The sequence below is a fragment of the Janthinobacterium sp. GW821-FHT03A03 genome, assembly GCF_059421435.1.
Map to the genome: position 1 here is coordinate 627854 of NZ_JBWKUZ010000001.1, position 15354 is coordinate 643207.

12 protein-coding genes are annotated in these 15354 nt (G+C 61.7%); 7 read left to right on the top strand and 5 right to left on the bottom strand.

All coding sequences use genetic code 11. The features are described from left to right. Positions 1-22 precede the first annotated feature (22 nt). The 3 genes from AC07VI_RS02830 to AC07VI_RS02840 are packed head-to-tail and all read left to right on the top strand — an operon-like array spanning position 23 to position 4162. Positions 23-1240 carry an O-antigen ligase family protein gene (locus tag AC07VI_RS02830; protein ID WP_086143922.1) on the top strand — a complete coding sequence of 406 codons (1218 nt, stop codon included), beginning with the start codon at positions 23-25 and terminating at the stop codon, positions 1238-1240. Positions 1241-1291: 51 nt separating this feature from the next. Continuing rightward, entirely contained in the window at positions 1292-3025 is a 1734-nt protein-coding gene (gene msbA / locus AC07VI_RS02835) for a lipid A export permease/ATP-binding protein MsbA (protein ID WP_086143921.1), read from the top strand. Positions 3026-3061: 36 nt separating this feature from the next. Then, positions 3062-4162, top strand: coding sequence for a glycosyltransferase family 9 protein (locus AC07VI_RS02840; protein ID WP_086143920.1), 1101 nt, complete (start codon positions 3062-3064; stop codon positions 4160-4162). A 15-nt stretch (positions 4163-4177) separates the two neighbouring features. On the opposite strand, the gene AC07VI_RS02845 is transcribed toward AC07VI_RS02840, so the two are convergent. From AC07VI_RS02845 to AC07VI_RS02860, 4 genes are all read right to left on the bottom strand, one after another. Continuing rightward, on the bottom strand, positions 4178-4768 hold the full coding sequence (locus tag AC07VI_RS02845) for a response regulator transcription factor (protein ID WP_253251893.1): 591 nt from the start codon (positions 4766-4768) through the stop codon (positions 4178-4180). Between the two features lie 7 nt (positions 4769-4775). Next, positions 4776-6371, bottom strand: coding sequence for an ATP-binding protein (locus AC07VI_RS02850; RefSeq protein WP_086143998.1), 1596 nt, complete (start codon positions 6369-6371; stop codon positions 4776-4778). A 112-nt stretch (positions 6372-6483) separates the two neighbouring features. Next, the gene (locus AC07VI_RS02855; protein ID WP_086143919.1) at positions 6484-7872 is read right to left on the bottom strand and encodes a sensor histidine kinase; all 1389 of its coding nucleotides are present in this window, start codon (positions 7870-7872) and stop codon (positions 6484-6486) included. Next, positions 7869-8555: a response regulator gene (locus AC07VI_RS02860; protein ID WP_086143918.1), complete on the bottom strand. Its 687-nt coding sequence runs from the start codon at positions 8553-8555 to the stop codon at positions 7869-7871. Before AC07VI_RS02860 ends, AC07VI_RS02855 begins: the two co-directional genes overlap by 4 nt. 157 nt (positions 8556-8712) lie before the next feature. Between AC07VI_RS02860 and AC07VI_RS02865 the strand changes: the two genes are divergently transcribed. From AC07VI_RS02865 to AC07VI_RS02880, 4 genes are all read left to right on the top strand, one after another. Next, positions 8713-9534, top strand: coding sequence for a MipA/OmpV family protein (locus tag AC07VI_RS02865; RefSeq protein ID WP_086143917.1), 822 nt, complete (start codon positions 8713-8715; stop codon positions 9532-9534). Between the two features lie 60 nt (positions 9535-9594). Continuing rightward, the gene (locus AC07VI_RS02870; protein WP_139842376.1) at positions 9595-10182 is read left to right on the top strand and encodes a universal stress protein; all 588 of its coding nucleotides are present in this window, start codon (positions 9595-9597) and stop codon (positions 10180-10182) included. An 85-nt stretch (positions 10183-10267) separates the two neighbouring features. Continuing rightward, positions 10268-11227 carry a VirK/YbjX family protein gene (locus tag AC07VI_RS02875; protein ID WP_226935500.1) on the top strand — a complete coding sequence of 320 codons (960 nt, stop codon included), beginning with the start codon at positions 10268-10270 and terminating at the stop codon, positions 11225-11227. 181 nt (positions 11228-11408) lie between these two features. Then, entirely contained in the window at positions 11409-11639 is a 231-nt protein-coding gene (locus tag AC07VI_RS02880; protein WP_071075660.1) for a DUF6139 family protein, read from the top strand. Between the two features lie 64 nt (positions 11640-11703). Here the strand turns inward: AC07VI_RS02880 and dnaE are convergent, their stop codons facing one another. After that, positions 11704-15243, bottom strand: a complete 3540-nt coding sequence (gene dnaE, locus AC07VI_RS02885; protein WP_086143914.1) for a DNA polymerase III subunit alpha — start codon at positions 15241-15243, stop codon at positions 11704-11706. Positions 15244-15354 lie beyond the last annotated feature (111 nt).

The following is a 15354-nucleotide window of genomic DNA, read 5'->3' on the forward strand; positions in this document are numbered from 1 at the left end:
ATATGCGTTACCAAGGATATTCATGCTCGGTCTGACTTCTATTTGTATATTTCTTTTTTCTGCATTGTCGTTGGCAGTTACCAGCGGATACTCATTCGGGGCTTTACCCCTTCTGCTTGCCAGCACCTGTCTGCTATGGAAACGGCCCCGCCTGAATCTGCAGCGCCAGGATTATCTGCTGCTGGGCACGCTACTATTGTATTTCTTCGTTTTCACGGCAAACATGCTGTACCACGCCGATCCGACGCGCGAACTCGACATCCCTCTGCGCGCGCTACTGGCAGCACCGGTACTGCTGTTACTGCTCGCCTATCCGCCTCGCCCCGCAGCGTGGTGGAGTGGAGTTGCCATCGGGGCAATCGCAAGCGCTGCACTGGCGTTTTGGCAATTGATCGTCCTGCATTTGGAGCGTCCACAAGCGGCAACCAGCAATGCTATTCACTACGGCAATGCCAGCATGTTGCTAGGCATGCTACTCCTTTGCGGCTTGGGCTGGGCTCGTGAACAACGCAATCGTACGACATGGACATTATTAATCCTCGCAGGCACCTTGGCTGGCGTCCTCGGTTCCATCGTCAGTGGCAGTCGCGGCGGTTGGCTGGTTTTGCCTGTCTGTACGGGGATCATTGCACTGCACCATGCAAAAACACATGACAAACGCTATATCATAGGAGCGGTCATTGTCATCATCATCACACTGGGCTCGCTTACCTACGCATTGCCCAACTCCCAGATACGCAAACGGATGGATATCGCTGTCAATGAGATGCAAGATTTTGAATACGGCGCTGACCTCAAGTGGTCGTCCGTCGGCCAACGTCTTGAGATGTGGCGCACGGCCCTGCTGATGTCAAGCGAGCACGTGTGGATGGGCATCGGCCGTACTGGTTATCTGGAGGAAAAACGCATCATGGTGGCAGAAGGAAAAATGAGCGACGTCATCAGTAACTATACCAATGCCCACAATGACTATCTCGACACATTGGTCAAACGCGGCATCACTGGCCTGCTGGCCCTGTTGCTGCTCTTCCTTGCGCCGCTGGCCCTGTTTGCCCGCGCCTTGCGCCACAGCGCCAGCCCAGCCCAGCCGTATGCGCTGGCCGGCGTGGTACTGTGCACCTGCTACATGATTTTTGGCCTGACGACGAGCTCGCTAACTTTGAACATTGGCATCATCATGCTGGTCTTCCCGATGGTGATACTGTGGTCCATGCTGCGCCATCAAGAACGTACTACCTGAGTTCGTTTTCCGCCCAACCGTTTTTGCTGTCCCCTGCAAGGAACCGTATTGATGCTCACGCCCGACCTGAAGCGCCTCACCGCGCTGCACGCGCCGTATAAAAAACATCTGGCCCTGGCCCTGCTGGCGATGGTCGTCACGGCGGCGACAGAACCATTGTTGCCCTATGCACTCAAGTTGCTGCTCGACAATGGCTTCGGCGGCAAGGTCAATTTCTCGTTCTGGCTGGTGCCGCTGATCGTCGTCGGCATCTTTGCCATGCGCGGCGCCTCGACGTTTGCCAGCAGTTACCTGATGAGCTATGTCTCCACACGCATCCTCAACGAACTGCGGCGGCGGATGTTTGCCAGCATGCTCAACCTGCCCATCGACTTTTACAACACGCATACGGTCGGCAAGGTCATCAATTCCATCATGTTCGAGGTACAGCAGATCATCGAGATGGTGACCAAGGTGTTTACCTCGATCGTGCGCTCCTCGCTGACTGTGCTGGGCCTGCTGGCCTGGCTGCTGTACCTGAACTGGGCCCTGACCCTGGTGACCCTGGTGCTGCTTCCCGTGCTGACCATCGTGGTGCGCACCACGGGCAAGCGCCTGAAAAAACTCAACCGCGACTCGCTGGCCGTCAATGCCGAGCTGACCCAGGTCATCGAGGAAACCACGCGCGCGCAGCAAGTGATCAAGATCTTCGGCGGCCAGGACTACGAAAAGTCGCGCTTCGAAGAGCGCGCCGAACAATTGCGCCGCTACAGCATGCGCATGACCACCACCTTTTCCGCCACCGTGCCCATTACCCAGGTGATCACGGCCGCCGCCGTGGCCCTGGTCATCGTGATGGCCCTGTTCCAGTCGGAGCACGGACAAATCACCGTAGGTGGCTTTGTTTCCTTCATCACGGCCATGCTGATGCTGCTGACGCCGCTGAAACAGCTGGCCGAAGTCAATGGCCCGCTGCAGCGCGGCATGGCCGCCGCCGAGGAAGTCTTTCTGCTGATAGACAAGACGCCGGAACGCACGGGCGGCAAGCCCCTGGCTGGCCGCTGCAGCGGGCACATCGAATTCAAGGACGTGAGCTTTACCTACCCTGGCCATCCGGAACCGGCCTTGCAACACATAAATCTGAGCATCGCGCCTGGACAGACGGTGGCTTTTGTCGGCATGTCCGGCGGGGGCAAATCGACCCTGGTCAGCCTGCTGCCGGGCTTTTACTCGGCTACCGGCGGCCAGATTTTGCTCGACGGACAGAATATCGATGATATCGCCCTGACTAGCCTGCGCAAGCAGATCGCCATGGTCAGCCAGCAAGTGGTGCTGTTCGACGATACCCTGGCCGCCAACATCGCATATGGCGACGCGGCGCCGGACCGGCAGCGCATCGAAGCGGCAGCGGCAGCCGCCTTCCTGTCCGACGTGATCGATGGCTTGCCCGACGGACTCGAAACGCGCCTCGGCGACAACGGCTCGCGCCTGTCCGGCGGCCAACGCCAGCGCGTGGCCATCGCCCGCGCCATTTACAAGGATGCGCCCATCCTGATCCTCGATGAAGCCACCTCGGCACTGGACACGGAGGCGGAACGGGCCGTGCAGGCGGCGCTGGAGCACCTGATGCAGGGTAAAACCACCTTAGTTATTGCTCATCGACTATCAACAATTGAACGTGCGGACTGTATCGTGGTATTGTCACACGGGAAAATAATGGAAACGGGCAGTCACCTACAATTATTGGATGCCAACGGCGCGTATGCCAATCTGCATCGCCTGCAATTTTCCCAGCAAGTAATTTGACACCATCGAATGAATACCCTGAAATCGTATTGATACATGACGCCTTTGATTCCCGCCGAACTTCTACAAAAGTCGGACAAAATTCTTTTCATCGCCCATCTGGCGCTGGGAGACTTCACCTATCTGCAAAATGGCTTCCGCGCCTTTGCCGCGGCCTACCCGCATATTAAAATCCACCTGTGGGTCGATGAGGTCCGGCGCACGTCGGACGCCAGGCAATGGGAAGGCTTGCGCACCTATTCGCTGTACGATTGGGTCGAACAGTCGGGTCTGTTCGCCAAGGTCTACCGCAAGACCTACAGCCCGGCCCTGTACGAGGAGTCTCTGCAAGAGGCCCGGGCAGAACAGTATCCGGTCGTCGTCTCGCTGGCCCACGTGCGGCCACAGCAGTATGCGGATCTTGCCCGCGAAATCAGTCCGCACGGGCTGGTGATCGGCACGCGCAAGCCGTTCAGCCCGCTACGTCCCTGGCATTATCTGGCCTACCGCAAGATCGACGCCGTGCTGGCGTCGTATGCGGGACAGGATGCGGGCGAGCACCATATCAGCAGCGTGTATGCAGACTGGTTCCATCAATTGACGGGACTCGAGATTCCCGTGGCCGAACGCTATCCCTTCGTGCACATTCCCGAACATGCGCTGCAGCAGGCGCAGGAGCAGTTGACCGCCTGGGGCTTTGCACCGCGCCAGGGGCCGCTCGTCCTGTTGAATCCATTCGCCAAGTCGCACAAGCGCGGCTGGCCGCTGGAACGCATTGCCGAGCTGATCGCGCGCATGCAGGCGATGCCGAAATGGCAGCATGCCTGCTTCCTGATCAATGCCATGCCGCAGGAACTGGCCAAGGTGGATGCCGTCGTGCAGGCGCGCAACTTGCCCCGCACGCAGGCCTTCAGCGCCGTCGACAACTTTTTCCAGCTGCCGGCCATGCTGGCCCAATGCGACCTGATTATTTCGGTGGAAACATCGATCATGCATCTGGCGAACGCCGTGCATGTGCCCGTGGTGGCATTGATGCGCAAGAAAAATCCCGAATGGGCGCCCTTCGACAGCGCCAACAGCACCGTCATCACGGTGGCGCGGCGCAGCGACTGGGTCAAGGCGATTTCAAGCGATCAGGTATTGAAGGCCATCGCTTAGAGCCCTCAGCCGCGGCTAGCCTGGGCCCAGCATGCTTATGCGCACCAGGTCGGCCACGTTATCGACGCCCAGCTTGTCCATCAACCTGGCCTTGTGCACTTCCACGGTACGCACGGAAATACCGAGCGCCGGGGCAATGTCCCGGTTATGCTGCCCCGTCACCACCAATTGCATCACTTCCCGCTCGCGCGGCGTCAGGGCGCGCAGCAAGGCCTGTCCCTCGACTTGGCGCAGCAGCTGGCCGCGTGCGTGCGCCTCGCGCGAAAACGCTTCCTCAATAGCGGCCAGCAGCTTGTCGTGGTCGAATGGCTTTTCCAGGAAATCGCTGGCCTGCGCCTTGAACGCCTGGCGCGCCAGGGCCACGTCGCCATGTCCCGTGATGATGATGATGGGCAACATGCACTTCAGCTCCAGCAAACGACGCTGCAGGCTCAAGCCATCCATGCCCGACATGCGGATATCGATCAGCAAACAACCGGCCCACTCGCGCCGCCAGCTGTGCAGGAAATCCTCGCCGCAGGAAAACAGGGCCGTGCGGTAGCCACGGACACCCAGCAGCAAACCCAGCGCATCGCGCACAGCGGGGTCATCATCTACGATAAACACCGTCAAATTACTTGTCACCATACTCTCCAGTAACGGCCGTGCTGGCGCGCGCCAGGGGCAGAACAAAACGAAAAATACCATGCTTGCCCACTTCGGCCCATAGCTGGCCGCCATGCGCTTCAACAATGGCGCGGCTGAGCACCAGGCCCAACCCCAGGCCACTGGCCTTGGAAGACACAAAGGGCTCGAACAGACGCGCCGCCAGGCTGTTGGAAATGCCGGGCCCGCTATCCTCCACGGACAAGCGCAGCCGCCCGCCTTCAAGCCGCTCGGCCGACACCGTGATGCGACGCTGGCCGCGCGGCTGGCCCAGCACCGCATCCTGCGCATTGGCCAGCAGGTTACGCAACACCAGTTCGATCTGCAGGCGGTCGGCGTTCACAGCCAGCGGCGACGGCGGCGCCAGCACCAGTTCGATGCCGTGTTCATGGAATAGCGGCGTAAACTGGCGCGCCATGCCATCGATCAGGGCGCTCGCCTCCACCGCTTCGAGCTGCATCGCGCCCGTGCGGAAGAAGTCGCGCAGGCGGCGCACCACCTCCGCGGCGCGTCCCGATTCGACGATCATATGGCCGACCGCGCTTTGCAGCAAGGCGCCGTTCTCGCCACGCTCCAGCAGGTATTCGCACGCCTTGCCATAGGTCGACAAGGCCGTCAGCGGCTGGTTCAGCTCATGCGCCAGGGCAGCGGCCATCTCGCCGGCGGCCGCCAGGCGCATCGTGTGCTTGAGTTCATCGGCCACCTGGCGCATTTCATCGACGACGATGCCGATAAAAAACCCCACCAGCGCCAGCACGGCATCGAGCATCTGCAATTCATAAAACTGGATATCGACCGCATGCGACCATTTCACCAGGGTGATGATGCACAGTTGCAGCACAAACACGGCCAGTACGGCGCCATGCAAACCCTGGCGCGAGGCGGCCCAGATCACGGGAAGAAACAGGAAATAGAAATGCTTGTATTCCGAACGCACGATGGAGCCGAAGACGCTCCACAGCACGAAGCTGGCCAGGGCCAGATAAGCCAGGGTTTCCCAGCGCCAGACGGCGGCCCTCAGGCGCTCGCGTCCCCGCTCGCTGAACAGTACCCATATCAGCGGCATCGACACGACCATGCCTACCGTGTCACCGATGCCGAAACGCCACACCGCCGTCCCCCACTCGCCGGCCGGGATACGCCCTGTCAGCGACAGCAGCGAAATATAGCCGAAGGCGTTGAACATGGTGCCAAGCAAGACGATGGCGACCCAGGTGACCAGCCGGCGCCGGTTATCGAAGATATCGCTGCTGCTGAAACTGCGGCGCAGGGCAGTACCGATTCCGCCATATCCGAGCACCAGCCACGCCGAACACAGCACGGTCAATGGCAGGCCGGCGGGCATGCCGCGCACCAGCACCTCGCCGGCCAGCAGCGCAATAAACCAGGGCAGCGCCGCCTTGCGGCCATGGATCAGCCAAAAAACCAGGCCCAGCGCGGGATCCGGATTCCAGGGCGTGATGTTCAGTCCATACATCGGGTCGATATATGTGGCCCAGTCGAACAGCAGGTACAGGCCGACAAAGGCGGGATACGGCAGGTAGCGGGACAGGAATGGGCGCATAACGGTGTTTTCTGACTGTCCCGCATTATGCATCGCAGGCGTGCGCCACGCCATGCCATCTTGCGTTATATACACATAAAATAATCTTCATGCAATACCACAAGACGCGCAGTCAGGCATCGGCCAGCGGCAACCGTACCTCCACCAGCAAGCCCAGGCCACCATTGCCACGGTGCAACTGAATCGTGCCGCCATGCTGGCGTACTACCGAGGCAACGATGGACAAGCCCAGGCCGCTGCCCGGCTGCGGCTGCTGCGGCGCGCGGAAGAAACGGTCGAACACGCGCTCATACAGGGCCGGCGCGATGCCTGGCCCCTGATCGGCCACATGCACGACGGCGTGGCCCCGTTCCGCGTGCAGCGACACCGTCACGCTGCTGCCACGCGGACTGTACTTGATGGCGTTTTCCACCAGGTTGTCGATCAGCGATACCAGGCTTTCACGCTGGCCTGGCACGCGCAGCGACACGCTGGCCTGCAGCTCGAGTTCGATGCCGCCCGCTTGTGCCAGGCCGGACAGGGCAGCCAGACGGTCTTGCAGCAAGGTATCGAGCGCCTGCAGCCGGAGTTGCTCACCCGCCTCCGCCTGCACCTCGCTGCGCGTCAGTTGCAGCAACTGGCCCACCAGGCGCGCCGCGCGGTTGCCGCTGTTCAGGATGCCGTCCAGCAACTCCTGCTGGCGTGGGTCATGCGTCTGGCCCTGCAGGGCCTCGACATTGACGCGCATGGCCGCCAGCGGCGTGCGCAGTTCATGCGTGGCGTCGGCGATGAAGCTGCGCTCGCGCGCGGCGCTCGTGTCGACGCGCTGCAACAGCGCATTGATATTGTCGACCAGCGCCGCCAGTTCGCCGTGCGGCGGCTTGAACGTCAGCGGACGCAAATCCTGCGGGCCGCGCGCCGCCACCTCCTGCGCCACCTTGCGCCACGGGCGCATGGCCAGACGGATCGACAGCCAGGCCGGCAACAGCAGAAAAGGCAAGCTGATCAGTAACGGCAGCAAGTAATAACCATGTGAATTGATGGTGACGAAGAATTGCCAGGCGCCGCCCGCCTCCAGCACGGTCACGCGCGTGACGCCCTCGACCAGGCTGCGGCTGCGCCAGGCCTGGCCCTTGATATACACCACTTCCATCTGCTCCGGGCCGGCGCTGCGGATACCGCTGGGCGCGTCGGGCGACTTGTAGACCAGCTTGCCGTCACGCCAGACCAGAATGCGCGGCGCCAGCTCCGGCAACTGCCCCATTTCAAACTCCTCGCGCAAGGCTTCATCGATCGCACGCAGGCTGTGCTGCTGTCGCTGCGGCTGGTCGGCCAGATTGTCGGCCACGCTGATGATGGCGCGCAGCACGCCGCGGCTCACATTGCTCGCTTCGCCGGTGCCCTCGATCAGCACATACGCGACCGCCAGGCTCCACAACACTGTCAGCATCAGCATTTGCGCCATCATCAGGCGGCGCACCAGCGTGGGGCGCCACAACATGCGCCAGAAACGCCCCATCATGTGCCGGCGCCAGGCTGAGCGGGCGTATCGCCCTGCTGGTCGATCACATAACCGACGCCGCGCACGGTACGGATATAGCCTTCGCCTATCTTGCGGCGCAGGTTACCCATATGTACATCCAGGGTATTGCTGGCATTGGCCAGGCCGCCCGGCAGGATGTGTTCCTCCAGCACGCGGCGCGTGATGACGCGGTTGGCGCGCATCAGCAAGGTTTTCAGCAGCGCATATTCGCTGGCCGTCAGCTCCACGGGACGGCCGTGGACACTGACGCGGCGCGTGGGCACTTGCAGCAGCAGGCCGCGCAGCTCGATGGTATCGCCGTCGAAGCCGTAGCTGCGGCGCGCCAGCGCGCGCACGCGCGAGAGCAGCTCGGCCAGCACGAACGGTTTCACCAGGTAATCATCGGCGCCGGCGTCCAGCCCGCGCAAGCGCTGCTCCAGCGTGTCGCGGGCGCTGAGAATCAGCACCGGCAGGCGGGCCGTGCGCAATCTGGCCAGCAGGTCGAGGCCATCGCCGTCGGGCAAGCCCAGGTCCAGCAGTACCAGCTCGCAGCTGTCGTGCTCCAGGCTGCGCACCGCATCGTCCAGGCTGCGCACCCAGACTACTTGCATGCCCTGGTCACGCAGGGCGATGCGCACGCCATTGCCCAGGTCCATATCATCTTCAATCAGCAGTATCTTCATGCATCGTATTAAACCACCGCTAGCTGAAGAATAGGTAAAGAAGCAGCCTTCATGCAATCTTCATAAAGGGCTCATTTTTCCTTCATGACACAGGCCGATACTAGCCGCAGTCAATCGAGCCACTCCGGCCTCGGTTCTCCACCTGACGGAAACCTCCATGCACGCACCTACTACCCTGTTGACCTCGCTGGCACTGGCCTGCGGCCTGACCCTGAACCCGTTGGCCGCAGCCGCCGCCGAACCCGCCCCGGAAAATGTCTTCACCATCGGCGGCGGCGTTGCCGCCGTGTCCAGCTATTCCGGCTCCGACAAGCTGTCCGCCTCGCCGCTGGTCATTCTCGACTACGCCATGGCCAACGGCCTGTTCTTCAGCACTTCGCGCGGCATCGGCTACGGCGGCCAGGCCGGCCCCTTCAGCTACAGCGCCGCGCTGGGCTACCGCGGCAACCGCGAAGACCACAAGCGCAAGGGCGTCAACGGCTGGGGCGGCAGCGACTACCTGAAGGGCATGGGCGAAGTCAAGGGCAACGCCAGCGCCCTGCTGAGCGCCGCCTACTCCCCCATGCCGGGCGTGTCGCTGAGCGTCTCGAGCGACATCCCCCTGTCGAATCGCGAAAATGGCGCGAACGTGCATTTCGGCGCCAGCGGCCAGGTCTACGGCAGGGCTGACGCCAAGGGCGTACAGCAGGACAGCGTGACCATCGGCGGGCAGCTGGGCTGGGGCGAGCGCAAGTACGTGCAGACCATGTATGGCGTGACGGCGGCCCAGGCGGCAAATACCTCGTTCAAGCAATACACGCCCAAAGGCGGCTTTTATGAAGCGCAAGCCACCGTCAACTGGGAGCACCGCATCGATGCGCGCTGGGGCGTCAATACGCTGATCGGCGTCGAGAGCCGTCTGGGCGACGCGGCCAAGAGCCCCATCGTGCAGCGCAAGACATCGCCGATCGGCGCCGTGTATGTCACTTACCGCTATTAAAACGGGCGCGGCATAAGGGAAACCCGTACGCTGTTTCGCCAATTTACACGGCTTGAGGGCATGGATAAGATGACATGGTTTTCCCTCCACTGCCCCCCGTCCATGCATGCATCGCGCCTTGTCCCGCAACGTACCCGCGCTCCCGACAGCGCCGCGGGAACTTGCGGCCAGCCGGGCCAGGCGACGCTGCAGCTGCTCCTGCCCGTCAAGCATACCAGCGACATCATCTACGGCGCGCGCTACGCCAGGCGGATGCAGGAATGGGGCATCAAGGTCCGCGTCAGCCTGCTGCACGTGACGCCGGCGCCGTCCCGGCAGGCGAAGGGAGTGCCGCAGCAAAGCGCCGGCGACGGCGTGGGCAGCATGCTCGATGCTGCCACCCAACAGATGATGCACGAGGCGGGCTTGTACCTGAGCCGTTCGTATATTGATTTCAGCACCCACATTTTCGCCGGCGAACTGCTGTTCACGATACTCGATACGGCAGAACTGCTGGGATGCCACGAAGTTATCTTGCCAACGCACAGGCATAGCGGCTGGCCGCGTCATTTTTCGGGCGGGCTGGCCGGCAAGCTGGCGCGTGCCAGCCGCTGCGCCACCATCCTGCTGGCAAACCACGAGGGCGTCAGCAGCCCGGTACCCGTCTGAGCCGAAACGGCTTCGACGTTCTCTCTTTACCATGGACATGCGCACGATGATGCCAACTATTACCCTGTCAGACGGCTTGATGGCGATGCCGAGCGGCCTACGCCGCTGGCGTGAAATGCTCAAACTGCATCTGCGCGCCCGCGTGCAACAGCGCCAAACCCGCCTCTGGCTGCAACTGCTGAACTCGAATCCGGTTTTTCATGAGCTGGTACAGGCGTATCCGCACATGATCCACAAGGTCTACCGCCCCTACCTGAGCCTTACACTGAATTGCCGCCAGCGTGTGGAGTTGCTGGCCGAACACTACCACTTCATCCTGCAGCAAGGCTGGGGCAAGCTGATGAGTCAAGCGGCCCGCGGCCCCGTGCGCCTCGGCACGGTGCACGGCAAATCGGGCGCTCCCTACCACCTGCAACTGTGTTCGCTGCATCCGATGGACCGCGAAGGCGAGATGGTGCTGCAACTGATGCATGACGACGACGTGCTCTATTCGATCGCCTTCTCCTTCTTCGGTAGCCAGCTGCGTGCCACCCTGGGCGTGAGCGTCGGCTGCGTGCAAGGTCCGAAGGGGCAGGAAAGCGTGCACCGCGTGCGCGAGGCCACGCGCGACCTGCATGGCATGCGTCCCAAGACCCTGATGGTGCGCCTGGTGCGCCAACTGGGATACGAACATGGCTGCAGCAAGATGCTTCTTGTCGGCAATATCAACCGCGCCGTGCACCATTCCGCAAAGAAAGGACGTTTGTTCGCCGACTACAATGCATTGTGGCAAGAACTGGGAGCACAAGTACGCCAGGACGGTGATTTTGAGTTGCCATGCGAAAACCTGCCCTTGCCGGCACTGGAAGAAATTCCTTCCAAAAAGCGCTCGGAAGCACGCAAGCGCCATGAGCTGACGCTGGCGATGATCGCCAGCCTGCGCAGCGGCCTCGACTCCCATCGCTGCCAGATCCAGCTGGCCTCAGCCGGCGCCGCGGCAGCGACCAACGATACACGCCAGTTTGCCGATCTCGACGACGACGATTACGCCTCCGCCATCGCCTGACGCGGGATGGCCAGTGCATGACGCCCCGCCCCTGCGTCCCGGCCCGCCGCCATTGCCATCCGCCGTTCTTCCCTGTAGCACACTTGCACAATCCGTCTGGGGCGTAATCCTGTTACGCTAGCACTATCGGTAGGCACTTCGGGTGCGCCGGTTTCCCCAAACGCTTACTAGGAGGCAAGTCATGCGCGTAGACATCTACCGCCGGGCCGAGCACGACGGCATTTTTTCCTACCTCGCCGTGCCGGAAGGAAAGATCATTCCTGAAGAGGTGACCAACACCGACTGGCAACTCGAAGTACGCGCCAGCGAAGTGGCCGACGATGCCGAAATCTTGCCCGACTACCATATCGAACAGCCGCACCAGCAGATCGCCGCCAAGGGCTATGCGATCACGGGCCTGAAAGACATGTAAACGAAAAAAGCCAAACCTGAATATCTGCGGTTTGGCTTTGTTTTACGAGCTGGACCGTTGCCGGTCAGTACTCGACCGCCACCTCTTGCGCGCCCAGCACCTGCTCGAGCGCCGTCTGCAACTCGTCGGACGGCGCCACGCGCCACGCATCGCCGAATTGCAGCACGCAGCTGACGCCTTGCGGGCTGACCTTGGCGGCGATCGGCAATCCGTCTTCAGCCCGGTGCGGCATGATCACGTCGCTGATGCGTTTCATGTCCAGCGTCGTGGGCAGAGTCAGGCCCAACTGGCGGCCATACTGCACGCGCGCGGCGATGATGTCGAAGGCGCTCTCGGCCGTGATGCGCAAGCCACCCGAGAAACGGTCTTCCGACACCTTGCCCACGACGGCGAGGAATTCATCTTCCTTGAAGATTTTCTTGTTGGCTTCGAACAATTCGCCATATACCGTCACTTCCACCGTGCCGCTCTTGTCGTCGAGCGTGACGATGAGGATCTTGCCGCGCTGCGTCATCTGCGTGCGCAAGCCCGTGATGACGCCCGCCATCATGCGCGGTTCGCGCGATGGCGACAGTTCCGACAATTTCGTGCGCGCAAAACGGCGCGCCTCGGGTGCATACGAATCGAACAGGTGGCCGGACAAATAGAAGCCCAGCGCAATCTTTTCTTCCGTCAGGCGCTGTTTATCCGTCCACACGGGAACCTTCACGTACTCGGGCGGCGCCACCATGTCGCTGTCATCGCCGCCGAACAGGCTTACCTGATTCGCCGCCTTGGCCGCCTGGTCGGCGCATTCCATGGCGAACGCCACGGATGCGAGCAGGATGGCGCGGTCGACCTTCAGGCAGTCGAAGGCGCCGCTGCGGATCAGGGACTCGATGGTGCGGCGGTTGATTTGCTTTTTATCAACACGCTTGCAGAAATCGAACAGGCTCGTGAATGGACCGCCTGCCTCGCGCGCGGCGATGATGGCTTCGATGGCGTTCTGGCCGGAACCCTTCACGGCGCCCAGGCCATAGCGGATCTGCGTGACTTTCTTGCCGCTCACGGATGGCGGCGCGCCGCTCGGCGTGAAGCGGTAATCGGACTCATTGATGTCTGGCGGCAACAAGGTCAGCTTGCAGATTTCCAGCGAATCTTCCACCAGAATCTTGATCTTGTCCGTGTCGTCCATGGCCAGCGACAAGTTGGCGGCCATGAAGGCGGCCGTGTGGTGCGCTTTTAAATAGGCCGTGTGGTACGACAGCAGGGCGTAGGCGGCGGCGTGCGATTTGTTAAAACCGTAGCCGGCGAACTTTTCCATCAAGTCGAAGATCTCGTCGGCCTTTTCCGCCGTCAAGCCGTCCTTCGCCGCACCGGCGCGGAAGATCTCGCGGTGCTCGGCCATCTCTTCGGCCTTCTTCTTGCCCATGGCGCGGCGCAGCATGTCGGCGCCGCCCAGCGAGTAGCCGCCGACGATCTGCGCCATCTGCATCACCTGCTCCTGATACACCATGATGCCGTAGGTTTCGGACAGAATCGATTCCGTGCGCGGATCGGGATAATCGAAGCGTTCGCCGTGCTTGCGCTTGCAAAAATCGGGAATCAGGTCCATCGGCCCCGGACGGTACAGCGCCACGAGCGCGATAATGTCTTCGAAGCGGTCGGGACGCGCGTCTTTCAGCATGCCCTGCATGCCGCGCGACTCCAGCTGGAACACGGCCACCGTCTTGGCCTTGGTCAGCAGGTCGTACGACGGCTTGTCGTTCAGCGGCAATGTTGCCAGATCGAAATTAGCTTGCGCAGGATCAAGCTGCTTGATGTAGCGCACGGCGCGGTCGAGAATCGTCAGCGTCGTCAAACCCAAAAAGTCGAACTTTACGAGGCCGACGGCTTCCACGTCATCCTTGTCGTACTGCGACACGACGCCGGAGTCGCCGCCCTGCGTGTACAGCGGGCAGAAATCCGTCAGCTTGCCCGGGGCGATCAGCACGCCCCCCGCGTGCATGCCGATATTGCGCGTGATGCCTTCGACTTGCTGCGCCAGATCCAGCAATTGCTTGACCTCTTCCTCGTTTTCCAGGCGCTCCTTGAGCAGCGGCTCCTCTTCGATGGCGTCGGCGATCGACACGGGCTTGCCGGGCTTGAACGGGATCAGCTTGGAGATGCCGTCGCAGAAGTTATAGCCGAAATCCATCACGCGCCCCACGTCGCGGATCGCGCCCTTGGCCGCCATGGTACCAAAGGTGGCGATCTGCGAGACGGCCTCCTTGCCGTACAGATCCTTGACGTGCTGGATGACGCGGTCGCGCCCTTCCTGACAAAAGTCAATATCGAAGTCGGGCATCGAGACGCGTTCGGGATTCAGGAAGCGCTCGAACAGCAGGTTGTATTGCAATGGATCAAGATCGGTAATCAGCAGCGAATACGCCACCAGCGAACCGGCGCCCGAACCGCGGCCCGGACCGACAGGCACGCCGTTTTCCTTGGCCCACTGGATGAATTCGGCCACAATGAGGAAGTAGCCGGGGAATTTCATGTTGCAAATCGTGTCCGTCTCGAATTTCAAACGCGATTCATAGCGCGGGCGCTCCTTTTCGCGCCGTTCCGGGTCCGGATACAGCTGGATCAGGCGCTTTTCCAGGCCCGCCTGCGATTCGGCGACGAGGAACTGGTCGATCGTCATGCCCGGCGGGGTGGGGAAATTCGGCAGTTGCGGCTTGCCCAGGGTCAAAGTCAGGTTGCAGCGCTTGGCGATTTCCACGGAATTGGCCAGCGCGGCCGGCAGGTCGGCGAACAATTCCGCCATGTCGGCCTGCGACAGGAAGCGCTGGCTGTCGTTGAAGCGTTTGACACGCTTGGCGTTGGCCAGCATTTCGCCTTCGGCGATACAGGTGCGGGCTTCGTGGGCAATAAATTCTTCAGGGGAAATAAATTGCACGGGATGCGTGGCCACCACGGGCAAGCCCAGCTTGGCCGCTAGGGCCACCGCGTGGCGCACCTGCGCTTCCTGGTTGGCCTGGCCGCCGCGCTGGATCTCGACATAGAAATGGCCGGGGAAAATCTCGGCCCAGCGCTGCGCATTGCGCTCGGCCAGGGCCAGGTTGCCATTCTCGATGGCGATGCCGACATCGCCAAAATGCGCGCCGGACAGCGCGATCAAGCCATTGGCCGCGCTCTCGCCCGGGTACAGGTCGTAGGTATTCGTCGCCAGCGCCTGCAGCCACTCGATGCGCAGCTCGGCGCGGCCCTTGTACTGGTTCGTTAGCCAGGCCGTCGACAGCAGTTCGCACAACTGCAGATAGCCCATGCGGTTCTTCGCCAGCAGCAGCAGGCGCGACGGTTTTTCGCGGTTGTCGTCATTCGTGATCCACACATCGACGCCAACGATGGGCTTGATACCCTTGCCGCGCGCTTCCTTGTAGAACTTGACCATGCCAAACAGGTTCGACAAGTCGGTGACGGCCAGCGCCACCTGCTTGTCCTTGGCCGCCGCCTTGACCACGTCGTCGATGCGCACCAGGCCATCGACGATCGAGTACTCCGAGTGCACGCGCAAGTGGACGAATGCGGGGCCCTGCGGCACCGCTTGCTGTGAACCTGCCGGAGCGCCGGCCTCTTGCATTACCATTTCCATCCTGTGTACCGTTTCGTGCAAAATTCAATGGGGTCTATTCTACCGCGTCGCGGCCCCGGACCGGCGTTGCCGGCTCACGCTGCGGGCAAGAAATTACCG